The sequence below is a fragment of the Streptomyces sp. NPDC097617 genome (genome assembly GCF_044761485.1).
In the GTDB taxonomy this organism is placed as follows: domain Bacteria; phylum Actinomycetota; class Actinomycetes; order Streptomycetales; family Streptomycetaceae; genus Streptomyces.
This window is the reverse complement of record NZ_JBIWCL010000032.1, coordinates 34104-57443: the sequence shown is the minus strand read 5'-3', so window position 1 is coordinate 57443 and position 23340 is coordinate 34104. Positions and strand designations below refer to the sequence as shown.

The 23340-nt window shown below is 71.5% G+C and carries 24 protein-coding genes; 15 read left to right on the top strand and 9 right to left on the bottom strand.

What is annotated here, in order from left to right; genetic code table 11:
• Window positions 1-70: 70 nt before the first annotated feature.
• From ACIQZO_RS35425 to ACIQZO_RS35410, 4 genes are all read left to right on the top strand, one after another.
• Window positions 71-502, top strand: a complete 432-nt coding sequence (locus tag ACIQZO_RS35425; RefSeq protein WP_403634581.1) for a Scr1 family TA system antitoxin-like transcriptional regulator — start codon at window positions 71-73, stop codon at window positions 500-502.
• A 14-nt stretch (window positions 503-516) separates the two neighbouring features.
• The gene (locus tag ACIQZO_RS35420; protein ID WP_403634578.1) at window positions 517-708 is read left to right on the top strand and encodes a DUF397 domain-containing protein; all 192 of its coding nucleotides are present in this window, start codon (window positions 517-519) and stop codon (window positions 706-708) included.
• A 204-nt stretch (window positions 709-912) separates the two neighbouring features.
• On the top strand, window positions 913-1329 hold the full coding sequence (locus ACIQZO_RS35415; RefSeq protein ID WP_403634576.1) for a hypothetical protein: 417 nt from the start codon (window positions 913-915) through the stop codon (window positions 1327-1329).
• Between the two features lie 5 nt (window positions 1330-1334).
• Window positions 1335-3005 carry a KGGVGR-motif variant AAA ATPase gene (locus tag ACIQZO_RS35410; protein WP_403634680.1) on the top strand — a complete coding sequence of 557 codons (1671 nt, stop codon included), beginning with the start codon at window positions 1335-1337 and terminating at the stop codon, window positions 3003-3005.
• 167 nt (window positions 3006-3172) lie between these two features.
• Here the strand turns inward: ACIQZO_RS35410 and ACIQZO_RS35405 are convergent, their stop codons facing one another.
• Window positions 3173-3382 carry a hypothetical protein gene (locus ACIQZO_RS35405; protein WP_403634574.1) on the bottom strand — a complete coding sequence of 70 codons (210 nt, stop codon included), beginning with the start codon at window positions 3380-3382 and terminating at the stop codon, window positions 3173-3175.
• A 197-nt stretch (window positions 3383-3579) separates the two neighbouring features.
• On the opposite strand from ACIQZO_RS35405, the gene ACIQZO_RS35400 reads away from it, so the two are divergent.
• The gene (locus ACIQZO_RS35400) at window positions 3580-4707 is read left to right on the top strand and encodes a DUF5937 family protein (protein ID WP_403634571.1); all 1128 of its coding nucleotides are present in this window, start codon (window positions 3580-3582) and stop codon (window positions 4705-4707) included.
• A gap of 242 nt (window positions 4708-4949) precedes the next feature.
• Entirely contained in the window at window positions 4950-6500 is a 1551-nt protein-coding gene (locus tag ACIQZO_RS35395) for a M28 family metallopeptidase (RefSeq protein ID WP_403634568.1), read from the top strand.
• Between the two features lie 68 nt (window positions 6501-6568).
• Here the strand turns inward: ACIQZO_RS35395 and ACIQZO_RS35390 are convergent, their stop codons facing one another.
• A complete protein-coding gene (locus tag ACIQZO_RS35390; protein WP_403634677.1) occupies window positions 6569-7513 on the bottom strand; it encodes an SAM-dependent methyltransferase in 945 nt (314 codons plus the stop codon).
• Window positions 7514-7667: 154 nt separating this feature from the next.
• Between ACIQZO_RS35390 and ACIQZO_RS35385 the strand changes: the two genes are divergently transcribed.
• Complete coding sequence (locus ACIQZO_RS35385) at window positions 7668-8870, top strand: sensor histidine kinase (RefSeq protein WP_403634566.1); 1203 nt, start codon at window positions 7668-7670, stop codon at window positions 8868-8870.
• 17 nt (window positions 8871-8887) lie between these two features.
• Window positions 8888-9562: a response regulator gene (locus tag ACIQZO_RS35380; RefSeq protein WP_403634563.1), complete on the top strand. Its 675-nt coding sequence runs from the start codon at window positions 8888-8890 to the stop codon at window positions 9560-9562.
• Here the strand turns inward: ACIQZO_RS35380 and ACIQZO_RS35375 are convergent.
• The gene (locus tag ACIQZO_RS35375) at window positions 9559-10962 is read right to left on the bottom strand and encodes a PH domain-containing protein (RefSeq protein ID WP_403634560.1); all 1404 of its coding nucleotides are present in this window, start codon (window positions 10960-10962) and stop codon (window positions 9559-9561) included. The genes ACIQZO_RS35380 and ACIQZO_RS35375 overlap by 4 nt on opposite strands.
• Complete coding sequence (locus ACIQZO_RS35370; protein WP_403634558.1) at window positions 10959-11450, bottom strand: PH domain-containing protein; 492 nt, start codon at window positions 11448-11450, stop codon at window positions 10959-10961. The genes ACIQZO_RS35375 and ACIQZO_RS35370 overlap by 4 nt, the downstream gene beginning before the upstream one ends.
• A gap of 31 nt (window positions 11451-11481) precedes the next feature.
• Here ACIQZO_RS35370 and ACIQZO_RS35365 point away from each other — a divergent pair, with 31 nt between their 5' ends.
• The 4 genes from ACIQZO_RS35365 (at window position 11482) to ACIQZO_RS35350 (ending at window position 14494) form a co-directional block, all read left to right on the top strand.
• Window positions 11482-12624: an NADH-quinone oxidoreductase subunit D gene (locus ACIQZO_RS35365; RefSeq protein WP_403634556.1), complete on the top strand. Its 1143-nt coding sequence runs from the start codon at window positions 11482-11484 to the stop codon at window positions 12622-12624.
• Between the two features lie 25 nt (window positions 12625-12649).
• Window positions 12650-12820, top strand: a complete 171-nt coding sequence (locus ACIQZO_RS35360) for a hypothetical protein (protein ID WP_403634553.1) — start codon at window positions 12650-12652, stop codon at window positions 12818-12820.
• A gap of 106 nt (window positions 12821-12926) precedes the next feature.
• On the top strand, window positions 12927-13142 hold the full coding sequence (locus ACIQZO_RS35355) for a hypothetical protein (protein ID WP_403634550.1): 216 nt from the start codon (window positions 12927-12929) through the stop codon (window positions 13140-13142).
• Between the two features lie 89 nt (window positions 13143-13231).
• Window positions 13232-14494, top strand: a complete 1263-nt coding sequence (locus ACIQZO_RS35350; protein WP_403634547.1) for an alpha/beta hydrolase family protein — start codon at window positions 13232-13234, stop codon at window positions 14492-14494.
• A 25-nt stretch (window positions 14495-14519) separates the two neighbouring features.
• Here ACIQZO_RS35350 and ACIQZO_RS35345 read toward each other — a convergent pair whose 3' ends face one another.
• The 4 genes from ACIQZO_RS35345 to ACIQZO_RS35330 all read right to left on the bottom strand — a co-directional run bounded on the left by ACIQZO_RS35345 (window position 14520) and on the right by ACIQZO_RS35330 (window position 18064).
• Window positions 14520-15542, bottom strand: coding sequence for a hypothetical protein (locus ACIQZO_RS35345; protein WP_403634544.1), 1023 nt, complete (start codon window positions 15540-15542; stop codon window positions 14520-14522).
• Between the two features lie 98 nt (window positions 15543-15640).
• Window positions 15641-16633 (bottom strand): ABC transporter substrate-binding protein, encoded by a 993-nt coding sequence (locus tag ACIQZO_RS35340; RefSeq protein WP_403634541.1) that lies wholly within the window; start codon window positions 16631-16633, stop codon window positions 15641-15643.
• Window positions 16634-16665: 32 nt separating this feature from the next.
• Window positions 16666-17337, bottom strand: a complete 672-nt coding sequence (locus ACIQZO_RS35335) for an ABC transporter permease (protein WP_403634539.1) — start codon at window positions 17335-17337, stop codon at window positions 16666-16668.
• Between the two features lie 4 nt (window positions 17338-17341).
• A complete protein-coding gene (locus ACIQZO_RS35330; RefSeq protein ID WP_403634536.1) occupies window positions 17342-18064 on the bottom strand; it encodes an ABC transporter permease in 723 nt (240 codons plus the stop codon).
• Between the two features lie 149 nt (window positions 18065-18213).
• Here ACIQZO_RS35330 and ACIQZO_RS35325 point away from each other — a divergent pair, with 149 nt between their 5' ends.
• The gene (locus tag ACIQZO_RS35325; protein WP_403634534.1) at window positions 18214-19176 is read left to right on the top strand and encodes an ABC transporter ATP-binding protein; all 963 of its coding nucleotides are present in this window, start codon (window positions 18214-18216) and stop codon (window positions 19174-19176) included.
• 62 nt (window positions 19177-19238) lie between these two features.
• Here the strand turns inward: ACIQZO_RS35325 and ACIQZO_RS35320 are convergent, their stop codons facing one another.
• The gene (locus ACIQZO_RS35320) at window positions 19239-20348 is read right to left on the bottom strand and encodes an alpha/beta hydrolase (RefSeq protein WP_403634532.1); all 1110 of its coding nucleotides are present in this window, start codon (window positions 20346-20348) and stop codon (window positions 19239-19241) included.
• A 152-nt stretch (window positions 20349-20500) separates the two neighbouring features.
• Between ACIQZO_RS35320 and ACIQZO_RS35315 the strand changes: the two genes are divergently transcribed.
• Window positions 20501-22348 (top strand): phosphatidylglycerol lysyltransferase domain-containing protein, encoded by a 1848-nt coding sequence (locus ACIQZO_RS35315; RefSeq protein WP_403634531.1) that lies wholly within the window; start codon window positions 20501-20503, stop codon window positions 22346-22348.
• Between the two features lie 106 nt (window positions 22349-22454).
• Window positions 22455-23318: a dihydropteroate synthase gene (folP, locus tag ACIQZO_RS35310; protein ID WP_403634674.1), complete on the top strand. Its 864-nt coding sequence runs from the start codon at window positions 22455-22457 to the stop codon at window positions 23316-23318.
• Window positions 23319-23340 lie beyond the last annotated feature (22 nt).

Here is a 23340-nt window from a genome sequence, read left to right as displayed (position 1 = left end):
TGCGCAACCCGGTGCGTACGGTCCCGTCCCGGATCAGGCGCGGACTTCGACCCACAGCAACTTCCCCCCGGTGTCCTCGTACCGCCCCGCCCCACCGAGCGGATACCCGCCCCAGTTGTCGGCGTATGCCCGTACGAGGAACAGTCCGCGACCGCGCTCGGCGCCCCACTGCGGTGTTCCTACGGGGGAGTTCGGCGGGCTCTCCGTCGTGAAGGCTCAGCTGGTCCACTTGCTGGAGATGGGGGAGCTGAGCCATGTCCGGATTCTGGTGATCCCCTTCGACGCCGGTTCCTTTCCCGGCTCCGGCCAGTCGATCTACTACGTCCACGGGCCCGTACCGCAACTCGACACCGTCCACCTCGACCAGTCCCACGGCCCGGCCCTGGTCGACGCGGAAGCTCAGCTCGCCAAATACCGGCTGCTTCTGGACCGCATGGAGGGCGCAGCCCTCGGGTGCGGGGAGAGCCGGGATTTCATCCGCAGCATCCTGCGCACCCTGTGACCCGAGGAGTCCCCATGGCTCAGCTCAGCTGGCGTAAGTCCTCGTTCTGTCAGGAGGGCGAGGCCTGTGTGCACGTCGCGATGACCGCTCCCGGCGGGGCCGTGAAGGTGGCCGGGAGCGCCGACCCCGGCGAAACCCACTTCACCGTCTCCCCAGCCACATGGTCGGCCTTCCTCCGGGCGATGAACGAACTCAGCGCCCCTTGAGGGGACACGCGGTATCGGGGTCTTCGCGGTGCGGGGAACGCGGGAGCGCGGCCTGAGAGTGGGAGGTCGTGCCGTGCGGCAGCGTCGGTGGGATACGTCCCCGCCCGGCGAGTGGCTCCACCGTGATCCTGACCACCAGATCCTTCCGACGGCCGTCCTGAGAAACCGGTCCCCCTCCCTTCCTCCGGTGAGTAGCCTGATGCGATGGTCGACGTGGGGGCCGGCGAGTTGCGGCGCAGCCGCGAACGGCTCGCCAAGCAGGGGGAGGCCGCCGAGCGGGCGGGGGAGAACGCGGTCGGCGGATTGCTGCTCTTCTACGCTGCCGAGTGCGGGCTGAAGGCCGAGGTGCTGCGCTGGGTCCTGTGCTGCGAGGACACCGCCTCCCTACCCGATGACCTGCGGACGCACCATCTGCGCCGCTTGGCCAAGGCCCTCAATCTCCAGGACCCCTCCCCTGGGCCGGACCCGCTGCGCTGCCACCGGCACAAGAACGGCACCTGGATCGAGAGCCACGAGTTGCATGAAGCATGGCGCTATGGTGCAGAACTGCGCGCCGATGATCAGAAAGCGGCGATGGAAGCTCTGAAGGCACTGGTGGAGGACGCCAGGAAGGGATCTTGAGCGCTATGACCGGCAAGCTCTTCACCTGGGTCGACGTCGATTCCCAACTTGCGGAAGCAGCTGTGGAGGGCCAGTGGCCGCAATGGCTGCTGGAAGTCGACGCCTGGTGGGACGGGCTGGAGCTGACAGTCCTCCCAGGCACTGAGACCGCCGCTGTCCGCGATTGGCTGGACCGACAGTTCGGCCTCGGATCCACCGCCGAACATGAAATGGGCCTGGATCTCGCCCTGGACCGCCCCACACTCCTGGCTTCCCAATCCCTTCCCGTGCGTCTGGTCGAAGCCGCCGATTTCGGAGCACTCCCCCATCGCCGTCCAAAGCTCAGCGAACGCCGTGTCACCTCCGCTCTGAGCGAGGCCCTTCCCCGCCCGGAGAGCTCGCAGTTCGTCGGTGGCAAGCAGCTCACCGCCTTCCACTCCTTCAAGGGCGGCGTTGGGCGCACACTGCACGCGGTGGCGCTGGCCGATCTCCTCGCTTCCCAAGGTCAGCACGTCCTCCTCGTCGACGCCGACCTGGAGGCGCCCGGCATCACCTGGATGTATCAGGCACAAGGCGGGCGCTGCGACATCGCCTACGAGGACCTCCTCGCGCTCCTGCACGCTTCGAAGCAGGGCGATCCCGCACCGGCGGTGGAGATCGCCGCCGCCTACCTTCCCAACCAGCGGGTGTCCCGGTACCCAGGGACGGGCCGCGTGACGGTCCTTCCGGCCAGCCGGCGCATGCGGCTCGGGCCGCCCCGGATCGGGCCCGCCGACCTGCTGACCGAGGACCGCTCGCCGTACTTCCTCAGCGAGTCCCTGGCGGCTCTCGCCGTGGCCGCCGAGGCCGACACCGTCGTACTGGACCTCCGGGCCGGCGCTTCGGAGCTGGCGGCGCCCATCCTGTTGGACCCTCGGGTGATGCGGGTATTCGTCACCACGATCAGCAGCCAGTCCCTCCAAGGCACCGAGACCATGATCGAGCAGCTGGGGGCGCAGTCCCCCGCGGTGGCAGGGGTGGATCCCACTCCCGGCGCGATCGTGACGCAGTACAGGCTCGACACCCATGACGCCCACGCCGAGGATGCGCGCAGAGGGCTCTCGGCAGCACTGTCGTCCATGATCGCCTTGTCGGGAACGACCGCTGCCGAGTACACACTGGACGATCTGGCAGTGGACGAGCAGGTCCTGACCGAACCCGTGCTGAGTCAGTTCCGCGAGGAGTTGTTGGCGCTTCCACGAAGCTGGGACGCAGTGGTGGACGTCATCCGCCGTTGTGGTCTCCCCGGCCTGCTCGTCGAATTCGCCCCAAGCGTGCCACCGATCGTCCCGACACGCCCCGAGGAGTCGGCGACTCTGGACGGCCGTCGCCGGGCCCTGGAGAGCACCGCACGCCGACTGATCTTCGCTGAGCAGCGCGGTATGGACTCCGGTCACGGGTTCCTCACCACCGAGCCGGTGCGCCGACTGATCGCGGATCACAGCACCGACCTTCCCGTGGCGGTCGTCGTCGGGGCGAAGGGCGCAGGTAAGACGTTCACCTTCGCCAGAATGTGCGCCTCAAGGTCCTGGGAATCGTTCGCCCGGGAGAACGGTCAGAGCGTCGAGCGGCACGCGATGGTGGTCCCGGTCCTGGACCCGGCCAACATCGCAGAGCCGCGAGCGGGCGTGATGTCGCCTCAGGAACTCAGAGACTGACGGCCGACGATGTCGAAGCCCTGGAGCAGTGGGGCGCACTGGCCCGAGACACCGACGGGCGCTACCGCATGCCCGAGATCTACCGCCACGCGCTCGGCTTCCGCACGCAAGGCAGGGCTCGGGTGGTCCGGAGTCTTTGACGAAGCGGGAGAACGCCGCAGGAGGGCTCAGCACGCCCGCGGGCGGGCCAGTATCCGGCGCAGGGCCGCGCGCCAGGGGTGGCGGGCCGAGGCCCCGTCCATGACGGCGCGGGCCTGCTCGTAGGAGCGGAGCGAGCGGACGACGGCGACGTCGTCGCGGCCGGGCGGCGGGGGCATCGGAACGCCCTGCTGGGACGCTCTCCAGGTGTCGATGAGGTACTGCTCGATCGCGGTCATGCATCAAGCCTCACCCCGTCGGCGGCATCCCGCACGACAGTTGACGTTCCGCGTCAATCCACGGCGTGAAAGCGCCCCGCAGTGGCGGATGATCACTCGTCCGGCCGCCGCGGCGGGCCACCGGCGATCACTCGTCCGGCGGCCCCGAGCGGACCGCCCCGACGGCCCCGACCTGCGCGGACCGACAGAATGGCCCGATGAGCGTCACCATCGACATCGCCGGCCTGCCCACCGAGCGGATCACTTTCGCGCCCTCCCCGCTCGCGGAGCTCTGCATGTCCCTGCACGCGCTCTCGCAGCCCGCGCACCACCCCGGGCTGGCCTCCTGGACCACCGCCACCGCCGCCTCGCTCGATCCGTGCCTCGCGGACCGGCTGCTGGAGGCCGACTTCATGTGGCGCAGCTCCTTCTCCGACATCTTCATGGCCTTCGCCGGGATCACCGGCGGCACCGGGCGGCCGGCCGCGACGCTGGCCGAGGAGCTGGACGTACTCGACCGGCTGGACGACGAGCGGTTCGTGCGGGCCGCCATGGAGCACTGCTGGCTGGCGCTCTACAACGACGGCGGCCCGGCCGCCTCCCCGCTGGCGAACCCGGCGGCGCGGGCCAGGGCGCTGGAGACGGCGGCCGCCCGCGGCCCGCGCCAGCTGGACTTCTCCGTGCGGCTGCTCGACGACACGGCCGCCGTACGCGTGTGGATGCGGCGCCTGCTGGAGGACTGCGACGAGGCCTTCTTCGCCGAGACGTGGAAGCGCATCGAGCCCGGTCAGAGCGCCGACGCCCGGCACAAGACCGAGGTGCTGCGGCGCAAGGGGCTGCCGACCGCGCTGAAGGAGGTCTCGGCGGCCCTGAGCATCGACGAGCGCGGCACGACGATCACCGCCGACAAGATGGTCCACGGGTCGACCACCGCCACCGACGACCGAATAGGCGCCGGCCTGGTCCTCGTACCGACCAACTTCGGCTGGCCGCATCTGCTGGTGCTGCACGCCCCGGGCTGGCGCCTGGTGGTCCACTATCCGCTCGGCTCCCCCGAACTGGCCTCCGCGCCGGGCTCGGTGGAACTGCTCCAGCTGCGGATGGAGGCGCTGGCGCACCCCATGCGGATGCTGCTGTGCCGGAGCCTGGCCCGGGCCCCGTACACGACGAGCGAACTGGCGACCGTGTACGGGATCACCGCGCCGGAGGTGTCGCGGCACCTGGCCGTCCTGAAGAGGGCCGGTCTGATGCACACGCGGCGTCAGGGACGGTACGTCCAGCACCAGTTGGACCTGACGGCGGTCGCCCGTATCGGATCGGACTTCATCGAGGGCATCCTGCGCTAGGTCCGGACGGCGGACGGTTGGCCGGAATCAGGCGGCCCGTATTCACCGATATGCGGAATTCATAAACCGGAATCAGCGAAAACTCTGGCGAGAGTGGCCACTTGCTGTCTAACGTGCGTCCACCGATCCCCCACGTAACGCGCACCACCTCTGCCCACAGGCACCACCACGCCCCACCACGCTCCGCCTTGCTGTGCCCTGCTCCGCCATGCCCTGCTCGTCTTTGTCGTGGAAGGACCTTCATGCCCTCACGCCGTATAGCCGCAGCAACCGCCGCCCTGGCAGCCGCGGCCCTCGTCTCGCCTCTGCTGCTGGCCGGGCCGGCCGGTGCCACCGGAAGCCCGCAGAGCGACGTCGCCCGGGGTGACGCGCTCGCCAAGAAGCTGGTCAAGGAAGCGACCGGAAAGGGCGCCTACAACCACCTCAAGGTGCTCCAGTCGCTCGCCGACTACAACAACGGCAACCGCGCGGCCGGTTCCAAGGGCCACGAGCAGTCGGCCAAGTACATCGAGGCCGTGCTGAAGGCGGCCGGATACACGGTCACCCGCAACGAGTTCGACTTCGTGTTCGTCGAGACCATCGAGGAAAAGCTGACGGTGGGGGGCGCCGATGGGCGCGACGTCCCGATCCACCTGATGACCTACACGGCGAACTCCCCCGAGGGCGGTGTGACGGCCCCGGTCGCCGTCGCCCCGGTCGACGCGGACGGGACGAACGGCTGCGAGCCCGGCGACTTCGCCTCCGGGACCTTCACCGGCAAGATCGCCCTGGTCAAGCGCGGCGGCTGCACCTTCGCGGTGAAGCAGCAGAACGCGGCGGACGCCGGCGCGGTCGGCGCGATCATCTACAACAACACCGCGGGCGCCCTGAACGGCACCCTCGGCGACCCGACCCTCGGCAAGGTCCCGACGGGCGGCATCACGCAGGAGGACGGCGAGAAGCTGGCCGCCGAGGCCGCCGCCGGCCCCGTCGAGGCCACCCTCGACATCCGCGAGCTGCGCGAGAACCGCAAGACGTTCAACGTCATCGCCGAGACCAAGGGCGGCGACGAGAACAACACCGTCTTCCTCGGCGCGCACCTCGACTCGGTGGCGGCGGGCCCCGGCATCAACGACAACGGCTCCGGCTCGGCGGGCATCCTCCAGGTCGCCCAGCGCCTCGCGAGCGAGCAGAAGAAGGTCAAGAACAAGGTCAAGTTCGCCTGGTGGTCGGCGGAGGAGTTCGGCCTGCTCGGTTCCGAGGCGTACGTCGCCGGACTGTCGGACGCCCAGAAGAAGCAGATCAAGCTCTACCTGAACTTCGACATGATCGCCTCGCCGAACGCCGCGTACTTCGTCTACGACGGCGACGACTCGGACGCGACCGGCGCGGGCCCCGGCCCGGCGGGCTCCGCCCAGCTGGAGAAGGGGATCACCGACTTCCTCGACTCGAAGAAGATCCCCCACGAGGGCACGGACTTCTCGGGACGCTCGGACTACGGCCCGTTCATCGAGGTGGGCATCCCCTCCGGCGGCACCTTCACCGGCGCCGAGGGCATCAAGACCCCGGAGCAGGCCGCGAAGTTCGGCGGCCAGGCCGGCGTCGCCTACGACGTGAACTACCACGGCAAGGGTGACGACATCACCAACATCGACCAGAAGGCGCTCGACATCAACGTCGACGTCATCGCGGACGCGGTCGGCCACTACGCGCACGACCTGGCCCCGCTGTCGAAGCCGGTCGTCTCGCAGCCCACGGGCGGCTCGGGCAGCGGCGGCGGCCTGCACCAGGGCCACGACGAGGTCACGCAGTAGGCACTGAGCAGCTGAGGCAGAGGGCCGGGATCCGCCACAGGATCCCGGCCCTCTCCGCTGTCCGCGGGTCAGTGCGCCGGAGAACCGCCCGGCCGGACGGGGGCCCGGACACCCACCGGCTGCACCAGCCAGCCGAAGGCACCCAGTCCGGCGCGGTCCGTCAGCTCCGCCGCCTCGCCGGCCGCGGACAGGGCCCGTACGTAGGCCACCGGGTCGGTGGAGGCCAGGGCCAGCGGGGGCCGGGCGCCCGAGACACCGAGGGCGGCCAGCGCCTCGCGCTGGGTCAGCAGGACCGAACCCGGCCCCGCGCAGGAGTCCAGGGCCACGTGGGCGGTGACATCGCAGGTGCCGTCCGGAACGGGCGGGACCTCCCGCCCGCCGCGAAAGCCCGTCAGGGTGCCGTACGGGGGCCGCGCGTCCCGGGTGTGGACGTAGTCCACCGCCACCGCCAGGCCCCGCTCCAGGGTGCCCACGGCGGCCGCCCAGGCCTCGTCGCGGGCCCGCCCGATCTCCGCGCGGCCGCCGCCCGGCCACCACCGCTCCAGCCAGGCCCGGTCCGCGCCGTCGAGCGGGCCGCCCGGGCTCTGCGTACCGTCCGGGGCGACCAGGACGTAGCGCCCGTCCTCGGCGACCTCCAGGGGCACGTTGTCCAGCCACTCGTTGGCGAAGAGCAGCCCCGTCGCCCCCTGGGGCGGGACCGGGACCCAGCGGATCCGCGGGTCGAGCCCGCCCGGCCGCTCCGCCCGCTCCACGGCGTACGGGCGCACCCGCGCGGCCGTCCCCGGCTCCAGCGCGGCGAGCACCCCGGCCAGCAGCTCCCCCCGCCCCGCCCCCATGTCGACCAGGTCCAGCTCCGCCGGGTGCCCGAGCTCGGCGTCCACCCACCGCAGGAGCCGGGCCACGGCCCCCGCGTACAGCGGCGAGGCGTGCACGGAGGTCCGGAAGTGCCCGGCGGGCCCCGGCCCGCCCGACCGCACGTAGAAGCCCTCGGGCCCGTACAGCGCGGCGTCCATCGCCGTACGCCACCGGACCGGACCCACACCTTCACCCTGAGCGCTCACCGGACAAAGGCTAAGCTTCCGTCCACCTTGGGGAGTACTCGCCCGGGGTCAGGTTCGGACCTCTGGTTGACTCCAGCACCTATCCGCGTTCCCTACTCTGGGTTACGTGCAGCGCCTCTACGACTTCCTCCGCAGACACCCGACGGGCGTCGACAGCTTCTGGGCTGTCCTCCTCTTCGGGGTCGGAATGCTGCAAGTCGCCGACGACAGTTTCAGCAGCACCACCGCACGGCTGCTCGCCGTCCCCGCGGTGGTCGCGATGAGCGTCGTGGTGGCCCTGCGCCGCAAGTGGACGCAAGGCATGTTCTGGCTGGCCGTCGGCACCGGCGTCTACAAGCTGATCACCCACACCGAGGTGAACAACGCCGACCTCGCGATGCTGATCATCCTGTACACGGTCGCCGCCTCCTCCGAGATCTCGCGCCGGATGTCCCGTACCGCGCTCGCCATCGGATTCCTCGCCTCCCCCCTGTACGCCCTGCGCTTCCAGGTGGACAAGGGCGACGCCCGCGACGACATCCTCTTCATGCTCTTCGCCATCGTCCCCTTCGCCCTCGCCTGGGTGCTGGGCGACTCCCTGCGCACCCGCCGGGCCTACTACGCCCAGCTCGTCGAGCGGAACCAGCGCCTGGAGAACCAGCGCGAGGCCCAGGCCAAGGTGGCCGTCGCCGCCGAGCGCGCCCGGATCGCCCGCGAGCTGCACGACGTCGTCGCGCACAACGTCTCGGTGATGGTGGTCCAGGCGGACGGGGCGGCGTACGTCATGGACGTGGCCCCCGAGCAGGCCAAGGAAGCCCTCCAGACCATCTCCGGCACCGGCCGCCAGGCGCTGGCCGAGATGCGGCGGCTGCTGGGCGTCCTGCGCACCGGCGAACCGCAGGAGTCCGAGGACTACGTGCCGCAGCCCGACGTCGAGCAGATCGAGGTCCTGGTCGAGCAGGTACGGGCGGCGGGGCTCGCGGTGGACTTCGAGGTCGAGGGCGCCCCGCGCCGGCTGCCCAGCGGGGTCGAGCTGACGGCGTACCGGATCGTGCAGGAGGCGCTGACCAACACCCGCAAGCACGGCGGCCCGGACGCGAAGGCCAGCGTCCGGCTGGTCTACTTCGACGACGGGCTCGGCCTGCTGATCGAGGACGACGGCCGCGGCGCGGCCCACGAGCTGTACGAGGACGGCGGCGCCGACGGCGCCGGGCACGGGCTGATCGGCATGCGCGAGCGGATCGGTATGGTCGGCGGAACCCTGGACGCGGGGCCGCGGGCCGGTGGCGGCTTCCGGATCAGCGCACTGCTTCCCCTGAAGAAGAGATGACGAGGACGAGGTAACTGATGTCCATCCGCGTGATGCTGGTCGACGACCAGGTGCTGCTGCGCACCGGTTTCCGTATGGTGCTCGCCGCCCAGCCCGACATGGAGGTGGTCGCCGAAGCGGGCGACGGCCTGGAGGCTCTGGAGGTGCTGCGGGCCACGAAGGTGGACGTGGTGCTGATGGACGTCCGCATGCCCCGGCTGGACGGGGTGGAGGCGACGCGGCGGATCTGCGAGCCGGCGGAGCACCCGAAGGTGATCATCCTGACCACCTTCGACCTGGACGAGTACGCCTTCTCGGGCCTGAAGGCGGGCGCGAGCGGGTTCATGCTGAAGGACGTCCCGCCGGGCGAGCTCCTCGCGGCCATCCGCTCGGTGCACAGCGGGGACGCGGTGGTGGCCCCGTCCACGACGCGTCGGCTGCTGGACCGCTTCGCGCCGATGCTGCCGACGACCACCGAGGAGCCGCGGAACAAGGAGATCGAGCGGCTGACGGAGCGCGAGCGCGAGGTCATGCTGCTGGTGGCGCAGGGCCTGTCGAACGGCGAGATCGCGGCCCGGCTGGTCCTCTCCGAGGCGACGGTGAAGACCCACGTGGGCCGCATCCTGACCAAGCTGGGGCTGCGCGACCGGGTCCAGGTGGTGGTCCTGGCCTACGAGACGGGCCAGGTCCGCGCGGGCGGCGGGGCCGGCTAGGGGGTATCGCCCCCCGCCCGCGGGGCCGACGGCCGCGCCGTCATCCAGCGGTCCGGGGCGGCCGAGGCCCGCGAGGTGCGGGAGCGGGCGGCCTGGGCGTGCAGCAGGGCCGCGGCCTCCGGCTCCGGGCGGAGCCGGGCCGTGACCGTGCAGTTCGCGCCGCTGTCCACATGGACGTCGGCGACGCCGCGGCTGCGGGCCCACGGGCCCTGCGTGAAGCGGACACTCTGCACCTTGGCGTGCGGGACGATGTCCGTACGCCGGCACAGGCGGCCGTGCCGGCTTGCGAACACCTCCGGGGAGACGGCCAGGGCGTAGCCCTTCCACCACACCGGGACCACCCAGCGGGACCCGGTCCGCGGGGATCCGGAGAAGGACAGGGCCGCCGGGTCCACCCCGGGCAGCACCCGGGCGACCACGGCGAAGGCGGCGTCCTTCGAGGCCACGGGGACCAGGACGGTGTTGTTGGAGCCCGCGACCTTCAGCTCGACGCGGACCAGGCCGCGCCGCCGCCACAGCAGCGGCTGCACGAGCCGTACGTTCTGCACGCGCCCCGGCGGCACGGTCTCATGCGCCCGGTCCAGCAGGCCGTGGTCCAGGCGCAGCCCGTCCGGGGACTCGGCGACCCGCCAGTCGTACTCGGTGAGGAAGCGGCCGACGGTACCGGCCCAGACCGCGCCGAGCATCGGGAGCACCGCGACGAGGGCCGCCCACGGGCTGGAGCTGACCCACCACACGACGGCCGGCACGGTCAGCCCGGGGACCAGCAGGACCCAGACGCCGAGGTTGAGCAGCAGCGATACGACGAGCTCGCGCGGGGTCACCCGCAGCAGTTCGCGCTCGGGCGCCTCGCCCAGGCGTACGGCCTCCTCGGGAGCGAAACCCGCCGCGCGGGCGAGGAGCTCGGCGCGCAGGGCGACGGCCTCCTTCTCGCTGAGGAAGGACAGCTGGTCCTTCTCCTCGGTGCCGATGACGTCGAGCCGCAGGCTGGCGACGCCGGTGAGCCGGGCCAGGAGCGGGCGGGTGACGTCCACGGCCTGGAGCCGGTCCAGGCGGATGTGCGCGGTGCGCCGGAAGAGGAGTCCACTGCGGATGCGCAGCTCGGTGTCGGTGATGGCGTAGTGGGTGAACCACCAGCTGAGGAAGCCGTACGCGCCGAACACCATGATGAGGCCGGCCAGCGCGGCCGCCCGCAGGAGGGCGGACAGGTCGGCCACCCACCTCCCGGCCTGGTCGCCCTGCTGGGCGATCACGCCGACGGTCGCGGCGATCGGCACCCAGGCACGGCGCAGCGGGGTGAAGGGGTGCAGCCGGCGCTCCACGCCGGGGCCGCTCGCGGGATCGTGCGCGGCGCTCCCGTCGGCGCCGTCGTGGGCGCCGTCGACCGGTGCGGGGCTCACAGGCCCGCCGACCTTGCCTCGCCGAGGGCGGTGAGCCGGTCGCGCAGCCGCTCCGCCTCGGCCGGCACCAGCCCGGGGATCTTGGCGTCGCTGGCGGCCGCCGCCGTGTGCAGCTGTACGGAGGCCAGGCCGAAGCGCCGTTCCAGCGGGCCCGAGGTGACCTCGACCAGCTGCATCCGCCCGTACGGGACCACGGTCTCCTCCCGCCAGAGCACTCCGCGGCTGATCAGCAGGTCGTCCGCGCGCTCCGCGTACCGCCAGGAGCGCCAGTTCCGGCCGAGGAGCACCCAGCCCCAGACCAGGACCAGCAGCCAGAACGCCCCGAGGACCGCCCACACCGGGCCGAGCGTCAGCCCCAGTACGACGGCCGTCACGACGGCGAGCAGCACCGTCCATATCACCAACAGCGTCCGCCGCAGCGTGAGCAGCCCGCCCGGCAGCCCGACCCATGCGGGTCCGCCCGTCTCGCCCATCGTCCCCGTTTCCATGCGTCCACACTAGGGCTGAGACAATGCCGGTATGACGCAGACCACGGTCGGTATCGGCGGAGCGGCGGAAAGCACCGACATGGTGCTCAACATCGGCCCCCAGCACCCCTCCACGCACGGCGTCCTGCGCCTGCGCCTCGTCCTGGACGGCGAGCGGATCGTCAGCGCCGAGCCGGTGGTCGGCTACATGCACCGCGGCGCCGAGAAGCTCTTCGAGGCCCGCGACTACCGGCAGATCGTGATGCTGGCGAACCGCCACGACTGGCTGTCCGCGTTCTCGAACGAGCTGGGCGTGGTGATGGCGGTCGAGCGGATGCTCGGCATGGAGGTCCCCGAGCGGGCCGTCTGGATGCGCACCCTGCTGGCCGAGCTGAACCGGGTGCTGAATCACCTGATGTTCCTCGGCTCGTACCCGCTCGAACTGGGCGGAATCACCCCGATCTTCCACGCGTTCCGCGAGCGCGAGGAGCTCCAGGCCGTCATGGAGGAGATCTCCGGCGGCCGTATGCACTACATGTTCAACCGGGTCGGCGGCCTCAAGGAGGACCTCCCGGCCGGCTGGCTCGGCCGGGCCCGCGCGGCGATCGCCGACGTACGGACCCGGATGGACGTCTACGACAAGCTGGTCCGCGGGAACGAGATCTTCCGGGCCCGTACGCGCGGTGTCGGCGTCCTGTCCGCCGAGGCGGTGCACGCGTACGGGGTCTCCGGCCCGATCGCCCGGGCCTCCGGCGTCGACTTCGACCTGCGCCGCGACGAGCCGTACCTGGCCTACGGCGAGCTCCAGGACGTCCTGAAGGTGATCACCCGCACCGAGGGCGACTGCCTGGCCCGCTTCGAGTGCCTGCTCGACCAGACCCACAACGCGCTCGACCTGGCCGTGGCCTGCCTGGACCGGATGGACGACCTCCCGCCGGGCCCGGTCAACCAGCGACTGCCCAAGGTCCTGAAGGCGCCGGAGGGGCACACGTACGCCTGGACCGAGAACCCGCTCGGGATCAACGGCTACTACCTCGTCTCCAAGGGCGAGAAGACCCCGTACCGGCTGAAGCTGCGCAGCGCCTCGTACAACAACATCCAGGCGCTGGCGGTGCTGCTGCCGGGGCAGTTGGTCGCGGACATGGTGGCGATCCTGGGCTCGCTCTTCTTCGTGGTCGGCGACATCGACAAATAGCCCGTCCCCGGGACATGTCCGGATCGTGGAAGGGCTGGTCGCGGGCCTGCGGGGCAGCGGGGTCATGTACCGGCTGCACGGCAAGGTGCTGCTGGGCATCGGCCCGAAGGCCGGGCGCGACCAGGGGGAACCGGCCTCGCCGGACGAGCTCTTCGAGGCCATGGCCACGCTCTCGGGCGCGAGCCCGACGGCCTGACGGCGGCGGACCGGGCCACGCTGTGGGCCCGGACCGAGCGGGCGCACGAGGCGCGGCTCGGCTCCCAGCAGGGCTGATGCCGGTGCGGCAGGGCAGACTGGGCGCCATGTCCCACTCTCCCCGCCGGGCCTGCCCCGCCTGCGGTCGCGACTGCGCGGTCACCGCCGGACGGATCGCCCGCCACGACCCGCCCGTCGGGCGCGACCGCGGCGACCTGGTGTCCTGCCCCGGCTCCCGGGCGCCAGTTGTGCTCGGCGCCTCCGCGCCGACTCTCGACGGCTTCGTCCTCTCCGAAATCCCCGGACAGCTGCCGCTGTTCTGAGGCCCTCCTCCCGTGCGGGGGATTTCCCCCTCAACCCGGGGGTGCTGTCCGGATGTTGGGGTGCGGCGGCCGTCCGTAGCGTCTCGGTCATGACGATCACGCAGCAGCACAGGCAGCACAGCGGGCGGCAGCGCGGACAGGGGCTGCGGCGCGGCGCCGCCGCCGTGGCCCTCGCCGTCGTACTCGGCGGGATCGCCGCCCCGGTGGCGCTGGCGGCCCCGGCCGCGCCGGCCACCGCGTCCGCCTCCGCCCGCGGCTCCCTCCTCTCCGTCACCCCGCTGGACCTCCTCGACCGCGACCAGGTCGTCGCCGAACTCGGCACCCTCGGCATCGACCCCGGGACCGTCCGGTACGGCGTGAGCGCCCACCGGCTGACCTACGCCACCGTGGATCCGCAGGGCAGGCCCACCACCGCGACCGGGCTGCTGGTCCTCCCGCGCGGCGGCCCGCACCGGCTCGACCTGGTCTCCGACACCCACGGCACGGTCGCCACCCGCGACGACGCCCCGTCCGGGGGCGCCGGCTCCAACCGGCTCACCCCGTACCTGCACGCCTCCGCCGGGCGGGCCGTGGCCGCACCGGACTACCTGGGACTGGGCGGCGGCCCCGGCAGCCACCCGTACATGGACACCCGGTCCTCCGTCACGGCCTCCGTGGACATGCTGAAGGCGGCCCGCACCGCCGCGGACCGGCTGGGGCGCCCGGTCACCCGGGACGTGTACGCCACCGGCTTCTCGCAGGGCGGCCAGGTGGCGATGGCCCTGGGCCGCGAGCTCTCGCGCGGCCGCGACGGGCTGCGCCTGCGGGCGCTGGCCCCGATGGCCGGGCCGCACGACCTGCTCGGCACCGAGTTCCCGGGGATCACCGACGGCCGGATCGATCCCCGCGTCGCCGTCTTCTACCTCTCCTACTTCCTCACGGCGCAGAACCGGCTCCACCCGCTCTACAAGGACCCCGCCGAGGTGTTCCGCGCACCCTATGCACAGGTTGTGGAAGGCCTGTTCGACGGGAGCCACCTGCCGCAGGACATCGTGGCCGCGCTCCCGGCAACGCCTCAGGAGCTGCTGACCCCGCAGTGGGCCGAGAGCGTCCGCAGCCCGCGCGGGGCCCTGCTGGCGGCCGTGAAGGCCAACGACGGGGTCTGCGACTGGAAGCCCACCGCGCCCGTACGCCTGTACGCGGGCGGGGCCGACACCGACGTGCCGATCGCCAACTCCCGGGCCTGCGCCGCCGATCTGGCCCGCCACGGGGTCCGCGCGAAGGTCGTCGACCAGGGGCCGGACGCCGACCACACCGCCACCGCGGTCCGCTCGGCGCCGCAGGTGGTCCGCTGGTTCGACTCGATCCGCTAGAGCCGGCCGGCCGGGGGGACCGGCGCTAGGAGATCGCGGTGCGCAGCCGCACCACGTCGATCGGCTCGGTCTCGTCGTGGGCCGTCAGGTCGATGACCTGGCCCACTGCACGGGTCTCGTCGGTCGGCGGCTTGAACTCCGGCTCCGCGACGGCCTGGGCGGACTCCGCCTTGTGCACGGCGAGGACCTCGGCGCCGACCACGTCGGCCAGGTCCTCGTTCTGGACCGCCTCGATCGCCGCGCGGGCCTGCGCCGCGTTCTTGGTGCCGAAGAAGTCGAAGCCGCCCTCGACGCGGGAGGCCGTACGACGCTGGGCCGCGTACGGGGCCACCGCGGCCGCCGGACGCCGCGCGGGCAGCGAGGACGAAGCAGCGGGGGCGTGGGCGTGGCCACGGCCGGGACCCGGATCGGGATCGGGCTCCGGGGACGAGGGCGCGGACGGCGCCGCCGGCAGCTCCCGCGTCTTCCGCTTGCGGGCCAGCGCCCTCAGGGCCGCGTGGGCCCGGGCGTAGCCGACCGTGGTGGGCGCGCCCGCCGAGGTGCGCTCCTCGGTGACGGCCGGAAGTTCCTTGGGAGCCTGGGCCGGAGCGGCGGAGGCCTCGATGGCCAGCAGCCGGCGGCCTTCCAGGGCGCTGGCCCGCTCGGTCTCGGCGGTCGCGTACCGGCGCAGCAGCGCCGCGTGCTCGCCGCGCAGGCCCGCCAGTTCGACCCGCTTGGCCCGCAGCTTGGCGTCGAGCCCGGCCCGCAGCATGCGGGCCTCTTCGAGGTCGGATTCGAGCTCGGCTATGCGTTCGTCCGTCCGCCACTCGTCCTTGACCCGCTCGCGCGCGAGCTCCGCGACGTGGCGGCCCGCCGAGCGGTCCCAGGCGCGCATGACGACGGCACCGGCGACCCCGGCGGCCGCCGTGACGGCCACGAGCAGCCGCAGCGCCATCGGTTCCGCCAGCAACCAGGCCGCGCCCGCACTGGCGACGGACACGCCGGCCACGGTCGTCGGCGTGAGCAGCCGGTGCAGGGGTTCGGGATTGCGGTGGCGTCCACGGGGCATGGCCCGAAATTTACAGTGCATGGGGGGAGAGTGGGATACCCGCCCGGCAAACTCTTCCCGGGCAGTTACCCCACATTTCTCCATCAACCCCGTGCGCGCTACTTCTTCAGCAGGCCCTTGGACTCCAGGTAGGCCTTCGCGACGTCGGCCGGCTTGGCGCGCTCGGCGTCCACCTTCCGGTTCAGGTCGACGAGATCGGCCGTCGTGAGCACCTTGGTCAGCTTGTCGAGCGCGGCCGCGACCTCCGGGGTTCCGGCGTCCTTGGCATTGACCACCGGCAGGACGTTGTCGGCGTTCTGGAGCTTCTTGTCGTCGTCCAGCAGGACCAGGCCGAAGCTGTCGAGGGTGGCGTCGGTGGTCGTGGTGAGCACGAGCTGGTCGGCGCCGTCCTTGACCGCCTGCTTGGCCTGCGGGGTGCCGACGCCCTTCGGGTCGATTCCGGAGACTTGAATTCCGTACGTCTTGGTCAACCCGGGTGCGCAGAAGGGCCGGACGCTGCATTCGTCGCCCGCCGCGATCTTCACCTTGAGTCCGGACTTACCAAGATCGGAAAGCGTCTTCAGGTTGTTCTTCTCGGCGAATTCCTTGGTCACGGCGAATGCGTTCTGGTCGACCGCCTCACCCGCGGCCAGCGCCTTCAGGCCGAGGGGGGCCGCGAGCTTCTCCAGGCCCGCCACCGTGGCCGCGACGTCGCTGGAGGCGACCGGCTTCTCCTCGGGCGCCTTCGGACCGTTCACCTTGGCGTTGAGGAACTCCGCGAGCGTGGCCGCGTACTCGGGGACGACGTCGATCTCGCCCTTCTCCAGCGACGGCTCGTACAGCTCGCGGTTGTTGACCGTCTTGACCGAGGTGCTGTAGCCCGCGTCCTTCAGGACCTGCGCGTACAGCTCGGCAAGCACGTTCGACTCGGTGAACCCGGCCGCGCCGATCACCAGACTGCCCTTGCCGCCGCCCGCGGACGAGGAGGAGTCGGCGGAGGCCGCGCCGCCGTCGTTGCTCTTCTCCAGGCTGTCGCCGCCGCACGCGGCCAGCGACACCGTCAGCGCCAGGGCGCCCAGGGACGCGCCGAGGACGCGCGTGGTCTTGGTCATGGAGGTACTCCGTTCGAGGCGATGGACAGGAATCAGCGGGAGGCCGCGGTGCGGCGCAGCAGCCGGTCGGCCGCCACCAGCGCGCCCTCCACGAGCAGCGCGAGCGCGGCCACCAGCAGGGCGCCCGCGACGACCTGCGGGGTGTTGTACGTGTTGAAGCCGGCCGTGATGATCCGGCCCAGGCCGCCCTGGCCGACCATGGCGGCGATCGTGGCCGTGGCGATGACCTGCACGGCGCCCGAGCGCAGCCCTGTCATGACCAGACCGCGCGCGAGCGGCAGTTCGACGCGCAGGAAGAGCTGGGTCCCGGACATGCCCATGCCGCGGGCAGCCTCCACGACCGCGCGGTCCACCTCGCGCATGCCGACGTACGCGTTGGTCAGCAGCGGCGGGACGGCGAACAGGACGAGCGCGGCGATGGTGGGCAGGTAGCCCGCGTTGCGCAGCGGGGAGACCATGAAGAGCGCCAGCACCGCGAAGACGGGGACGGCGCGGCCGATGTTGGAGATGTTGATCGCGAGGGCGCCGCCCTTGCCGAGGTGGCCGAGGAACAGGCCGATCGGCAGCGCCACCGCGCAGGCGATCGCCAGCGCGACCGCGCTCACGTAGACGTGCTCGCCGAGCCGGTGCCAGACACCGCTCTCGCCGGCCCAGTTGGCGCCGGTCGCCAGCCAGTCCCAGGCCCCTCCGATGACGCCCCCCACGACTTCAGGCCCCCTTCGCCGAAGCCGAGGCCGAAGCCCGGGCCGCGGGCCGGCCACCGGTACCGGCCCGGGTCCACGGAGTGAGCAGGCGCTGTACGCCGAGCAGCAGCAGATCGGCCACGAGCGCGAGCAGCACGCACAGCACGGAGGCGGTGAGCACCTGGGCCTTGAAGGAGCTGTTCACGGCCGGCGCGATGAGATTGCCGAGGCCGCCCTTGCCGACGATGGAGCCGACGGTGGTGAGCGCGACCGTCGAGACGGTGGCGATCCGCACACCGGCGAGCAGCGCGGGCAGCGCGAGCGGCAGTTCGACCTGCCACAGCAGGCGCCCGGGGCCGTATCCCATGCCGCGCGCGGCTTCCCGTACGTCCTCGGGGACGGACTCCAGTCCGGCCAGCACATTGCGGACCAGGATCGTCAGCGAGTAGAGGACCAGCCCGGTCACCACCAGCGACGCCGAGAGTCCGAAGACCGGCAGCAGCAGGGAGAACATGGCCAGCGAGGGGACGGTGTAGAGCAGGGTGGTCAGGCCCAGGACGGGCGCCGCCCAGCGGCGGCCGCGGCGGGCCAGCAGCGCGAGCGGCACGGACACGGCGATGCCGATGAGGACGGACACGCCCGTGATCCAGATGTGTTCGAGGGTGGCGTCGGTGAGTTCCTGGGAGCGGGAGGTGACGTAGTCCCAGCAGATCCAGTCGTTCGCCACCAGGCAGTTCTGCTCGGCCATGCCCCCCACCCCCCACCATTCGAACGCACGTCTTGACCGTCACCCGTCACAACGACCCTAACCCCCACCACCCACAATGGCCGGAATCCTTCGCACGTGAGCAACACGCCCTTCACATATCAGCGGCGCGCGTGCGGAAAGATGAGCTTGTGATCCGATTCGAGCATGTGACCAAGCGCTACCCCGACGGAACGACAGCTGTCGAGGACCTGTCCTTCGAGGTGGCGGAGGGTGAGCTGGTCACGCTCGTGGGACCGTCCGGCTGCGGCAAGACCACCACGATGAAGATGGTCAACCGGCTGCTCGACCCGACCGCCGGCCGGATCCTGCTGAACGGCGAGGACATCGCGGACGCCGATCCGGTCGAGCTGCGCCGCCGGATCGGGTACGTCATCCAGCAGGTCGGCCTGTTCCCCCACAAGACGGTGCTGGAGAACACGGCGACCGTGCCCCAGCTGATCGGCACCCCCAAGGCACAGGCCCGCGCCCGGGCGGCCGAACTGCTGGAGCTGGTGGGCCTGGACCCGGCCGTCTACGGCGGCAGGTATCCGGAGCAGCTGTCGGGCGGGCAGCGCCAGCGCGTCGGCGTGGCCCGCGCGCTCGCGGCCGATCCGCCGGTGCTGCTGATGGACGAGCCGTTCGGCGCGGTGGACCCGGTGGTGCGCGAGCGGCTGCAGAACGAGTTCCTGACGCTCCAGCGGACGGTGCGCAAGACGATCCTGCTGGTCACCCACGACCTGGAGGAGGCGATCCGGCTCGGCGACCGCATCGCGGTCTACGGAACGGGCACCATCGAGCAGTTCGCCCGCCCGGCGGCGGTGCTCGGAGCGCCGGCCACCGCGTACGTGGCCTCCTTCGTCGGCTCCGACCGGGGGCTCAAGCGGCTCGCGGTGACGGCGGTCGAGGCGGCCGACCTGGCGGCGGCGGAGGGGAAGGCCCCGGCAGCGTCGGTGGCGCTGGGGGCGACGCTGCGCGAGGCGCTCGCGGCCCTGCTCCAGGAGGACTCGGGGCGTCTCGGGGTCACGGACCCGCGAACCGGCGCGCTGGTCGGCGTACTGACCCCGCAGGAGGTCCACCGGGCACTGCGCCGGGCCCAGTTCCAGGAGGTCTGACCCCGCAGACGACTGTGACCGGCCTCGGAAGGCCGGTCACAGAAGCGTCGACGCGGGGCGGGTCAGGCCTCGATGCGGCCGCTCATCCAGGTGAGCATCGGCGGGATCTCCCGTCGCCACGTGTTGAAGTTGTGGCCACCGCTGTCGAGGATGATGGAGGAAACCCGGTCCGGGCTCTGCACCTTCTTGATGAACTTCTTGGTGTCGCCGAGGTTCGGCTCGCCCTTCTCGCTGCTGGTGACGAGGAAGGACGTACCGGACGGCTTCTTGTGCTCGATGCTGTGCAGCACGTCCGCGCGCTTCTTCAGCTTCTCGTCCCCGCGGAACAGGTCACCGGTCGTCGGGTCGTCCGGAGCCTCGTAGTACGCGGACAGACCCGCGGCGGCACCGAAGGTCTGCGGGTAGTGCGCGGCGATCTTCAGGGCGCAGTAACCACCCGTGGAATTGCCGATGAAGCCCATGTTCTGGGGCTTCTTGCCGACCCGGAAGGTGTCCGTGATGGCCTGCGGGAGGTCCTCGCCGAAGAAGGTCTCGGTCTGCGGCCCGCCCGGTATGTCCACGCATTCGGTGTCACGCGGCGGCGCGATCGTCGGCCGCAGCATGACCAGGATCATCGGCTTCATCTTGCCCGCCTTGGACAGGCTGAAGGCCTTCATCGGGTAGTCGAGCCCTTTGATCAGGTTCTCGGCGGTGCCCGGGTACCCCGTCAGGACGATGGACGCGGGGAAGTTCTGGTCCTTGTGCTGCGGCTGGAAGTACTCCGGCGGGAGCCAGACGTAGCCGGGGCTCGTTATCTTCGACTTCTGCCCGGTTATGGCAACCTTCAGGATCTGACCACCGACCTGGGGCTTGGCGCCGCCGGGTACGTCCAGCTTCTGCTTGTCGACGACCTTGATGTCCTTGCTGCTCATCGAGTGGTCGACGACCTTGCCCATGGACGTCTCCTGACCGAGCAGGTCGGCCCAGGAACCGTAGAAGAGGAACGACTTGTTAGCCGCGAGCCCCACCGCCGAGAACAGCGCCAGCTGGGTCGCCAGCAGCAGCCCGATGCGTCCGGCGAACGCGCGCCCGGTGCGGCCCGAGAGCTTCGGCCAGAACCAGACCGTGGCTGCGAAGAGCAGCACACCGGCGAGGATGGCCAACGCCAGAACCGTATTACTGGTGAGACCCATGAGCAGTCAGTCGACTTTCTGGTGGCAGGACTGTTTTTTTCCGACGAAAGAGTGAACCCGCTCCTCGTCGATGTCGTCCTAAGGGACGCACCACACACCGGAGGCTGTCGCGGCCTTCGGCCACATGATCTCTCGCGGAGCAACGGGAAGCGATGTCTAGCAGGATAGATGGCGATAAGTCGGGACAGGTTCCGAGCGGGGTCCGTCGAATCCTCCGAGGCCCACAGCCGGAGTCGGTGCCCGGCCTGGTAGGTACGGCCGTCATGATCGTCGGCCTTCTGGACATCGCGGCAGGGGTGTTCCCGCGGTTCCGGCACAGCCGGATCCACGCGCTGGCGGAGGTGCTGCCGGTTTTCGGCCCCTTTGCGGCGGCCCTCGCCATCAGCGCGGGCGTACTGCTCCTGCTGCTGGCGCACGGCCTCAAGCGCCGCAAGCGCCGTGCCTGGCGGGCGGCGATGGTCCTGCTGCCGGCCGGTGCCGTGGCGCAGTTCCTCTACCGGCACTCGATCCCCGGGGTGGTGATCGCGGCGGTGCTCTTCGCGCTGCTGCTGCGCCACCAGGGTGAATTCAAGGCGCTGCCGGACCCGCGCAGCCGCTGGAAGGCGCTCGCGATCTTCGTACTGATGAGCGCCGGCTCCATCGGGCTCGGCCTGCTCATCGTCAACGTCCACCCGAACAAGGTGGTCGGCAACCCGGGCCTGTACGAGCAGATCACGCACGTCGTCTACGGCCTCTTCGGCTTCGAGGGCCCCGTCGATTACGCCGGCCAGGTCTCCTGGACCGTCGGCTACTCCCTCGGCGCGCTCGGCATGCTGACCGCCCTCACCACCATGTACCTGGCCTTCCGCCCCGAGCACCCCGCCGCCCGGCTCACCGCCGACGACGAGGGCAAGCTGCGCGAGCTGCTCACCAAGCACGGCGGCCGCGACTCGCTCGGCCACTTCGCGCTCCGCCGCGACAAGGCCGTCGTCTTCTCCCCCAGCGGCAAGGCCGCCGTCACCTACCGCGTCGTCTCCGGTGTGATGCTCGCCTCCGGCGACCCCATCGGCGACGTCGAGGCCTGGCCCGGCGCGATCGAGCGGTTCATGGAGGAGGCCAAGGCCCACTCCTGGACCCCCGCCGTCATGGGCTGCAGCGAGACCGGCGGCGAGGTCTGGACCCGTGAGACCGGGCTCGACGCCCTGGAGCTGGGTGACGAGGCGATTGTCGATGTCAAAGACTTCTCCCTCTCGGGCCGCGCCATGCGCAATGTCCGCCAGATGGTGAAGCGCATCGAGCGCAACGGCTACACCACCAAGGTCCGCCGGGTCAGCGAGCTCACCGAGACCGAGCTGGAGCAGGTGCGCGGCGCCGCCGAGGCCTGGCGCGGCACGGACACCGAGCGCGGCTTCTCCATGGCGCTGGGACGGGTCGGCGACCCGGGCGACGGAGACTGCTTCATCGCCACCGCCCACCGCGTCGAGGAGGGCGACACCAGCCCCTTCGGCGACCTGAAGGCCGTCCTGCACTTCGTCCCGTGGGGCACCGACGGCATGTCGCTGGAGCTGATGCGCCGCGACCGCGCCGCCGACCCCGGCATGAACGAGCTGCTGATCGTCGCCTCCCTGGAGGCCGCCCCCGGCCTGAAGATCGAGAAGGTCTCGCTGAACTTCGCGATGTTCCGCTCGGCCCTCGCCCGCGGCGAGAAGATCGGCGCCGGCCCGGTCCTGCGGATGTGGCGGGGCCTGCTGGTCTTCCTGTCCCGCTGGTTCCAGATCGAGTCGCTCTACAAGTTCAACGCGAAGTTCCGACCCCGCTGGGAGCCCCGCTTCGTGGTCTTCCGCACCACCCGCGACCTGCCCCGCATCGGCTTCGCCGCGATGCAGGCCGAGGGCTTCGTGACGCTGGCCCTGCCCCGGCTGTTCGCCAGCCGCCGGCGCCCCAAGCCGGTGCGCGCCTGCACCCACACCCACATGGCGACGGTGCCCAAGCAGGCGGAACGCGAGGTCCAGGCTGCGTAACCCCTGGCCGCACGGGTACGAGACCCGTCAGCCGGGCCCCGGCCGCCGCGAGGCGCCGGGGCCCTGGTGTATCCAGGTCAGCCCTACCCTTGGACCTATGAACACGATGCGCGGAGCCACCGGCAGGGGCCGGGTCGCAGGTCTGCCGGACTGGGACCGCTGCGGGGTCATGGGCGTGGTCAACGTCACCCCCGATTCCTTCTCCGACGGCGGTCGCTGGTTCGACACCACCGCCGCGATCAAGCGCGGCCTGGACCTCGTCGAGCACGGCGCCGACCTCGTCGACGTCGGCGGCGAGTCCACCCGCCCCGGAGCCTCCCGCGTCGACGCGGAGGAGGAACTGCGCCGGGTCGTCCCCGTGGTGCGCGGCCTGGCCTCCGAAGGCGTCACCGTCTCCGTCGACACCATGCGCGCGACCGTCGCCGCCCGGGCCGTCGAGGCCGGCGCGATGCTGGTCAACGACGTCAGCGGCGGGCTGGCCGACCCCGGGATGATCCCGGCCGTCGCCGCCGCCGAGGTGCCCTTCGTGGTGATGCACTGGCGCGGCTTCAGCGACGGCATGAACAGCCTGGCCGTCTACGAGGACGTGGTGGCCGAGGTCACCGCCGAGCTGCGGACCCGGATCGACGCGGTCGTGACCGGCGGGATCGCCCCCGAGCGGCTCCTGGTCGACCCCGGTCTAGGCTTCGCCAAGAACGCCGAGCACGACCTGTCCCTGGTCGCCCACCTGCCCGAACTGCGGGCGCTGGGCTTCCCGCTGCTGGTCGCCGCGTCGAGGAAGCGTTTCCTCGGCCGGGTGCTGGCCGGCGCGGCCGACGCCGCCCCGCCGCCCGCCCGCGAGCGGGACGCCGCCACGGCCGCGGTCTCCGCGATCGCCGCCCACCAGGGCGCCTGGGCCGTACGCGTCCACGAGGTACGGGCGACCGCGGACGCCGTCCGGGTTGCCCGAGCCGTCGAAGGGGCACTCTGATCGTCACCCACCGACAAGGAGC

Coding starts and splice junctions, on each gene's coding strand:
- folP (WP_403634674.1), top strand. CDS start 22,455: ATGCGCGGAGCCACCGGCAGGGGCCGGGTCGCAGGTCTGCCGGACTGG.
- ACIQZO_RS35345 (WP_403634544.1), bottom strand. CDS start 15,542: ATGCCCCGTGGACGCCACCGCAATCCCGAACCCCTGCACCGGCTGCTC.
- ACIQZO_RS35405 (WP_403634574.1), bottom strand. CDS start 3,382: ATGACCGCGATCGAGCAGTACCTCATCGACACCTGGAGAGCGTCCCAG.
- ACIQZO_RS35330 (WP_403634536.1), bottom strand. CDS start 18,064: ATGGCCGAGCAGAACTGCCTGGTGGCGAACGACTGGATCTGCTGGGAC.
- ACIQZO_RS35415 (WP_403634576.1), top strand. CDS start 913: ATGGTCGACGTGGGGGCCGGCGAGTTGCGGCGCAGCCGCGAACGGCTC.
- ACIQZO_RS35340 (WP_403634541.1), bottom strand. CDS start 16,633: ATGACCAAGACCACGCGCGTCCTCGGCGCGTCCCTGGGCGCCCTGGCG.
- ACIQZO_RS35395 (WP_403634568.1), top strand. CDS start 4,950: ATGCCCTCACGCCGTATAGCCGCAGCAACCGCCGCCCTGGCAGCCGCG.
- ACIQZO_RS35400 (WP_403634571.1), top strand. CDS start 3,580: ATGAGCGTCACCATCGACATCGCCGGCCTGCCCACCGAGCGGATCACT.
- ACIQZO_RS35365 (WP_403634556.1), top strand. CDS start 11,482: ATGACGCAGACCACGGTCGGTATCGGCGGAGCGGCGGAAAGCACCGAC.
- ACIQZO_RS35350 (WP_403634547.1), top strand. CDS start 13,232: ATGACGATCACGCAGCAGCACAGGCAGCACAGCGGGCGGCAGCGCGGA.
- ACIQZO_RS35410 (WP_403634680.1), top strand. CDS start 1,335: ATGACCGGCAAGCTCTTCACCTGGGTCGACGTCGATTCCCAACTTGCG.
- ACIQZO_RS35315 (WP_403634531.1), top strand. CDS start 20,501: ATGTCTAGCAGGATAGATGGCGATAAGTCGGGACAGGTTCCGAGCGGG.
- ACIQZO_RS35355 (WP_403634550.1), top strand. CDS start 12,927: ATGTCCCACTCTCCCCGCCGGGCCTGCCCCGCCTGCGGTCGCGACTGC.
- ACIQZO_RS35370 (WP_403634558.1), bottom strand. CDS start 11,450: ATGGAAACGGGGACGATGGGCGAGACGGGCGGACCCGCATGGGTCGGG.
- ACIQZO_RS35390 (WP_403634677.1), bottom strand. CDS start 7,513: ATGGACGCCGCGCTGTACGGGCCCGAGGGCTTCTACGTGCGGTCGGGC.
- ACIQZO_RS35320 (WP_403634532.1), bottom strand. CDS start 20,348: ATGGGTCTCACCAGTAATACGGTTCTGGCGTTGGCCATCCTCGCCGGT.
- ACIQZO_RS35380 (WP_403634563.1), top strand. CDS start 8,888: ATGTCCATCCGCGTGATGCTGGTCGACGACCAGGTGCTGCTGCGCACC.
- ACIQZO_RS35420 (WP_403634578.1), top strand. CDS start 517: ATGGCTCAGCTCAGCTGGCGTAAGTCCTCGTTCTGTCAGGAGGGCGAG.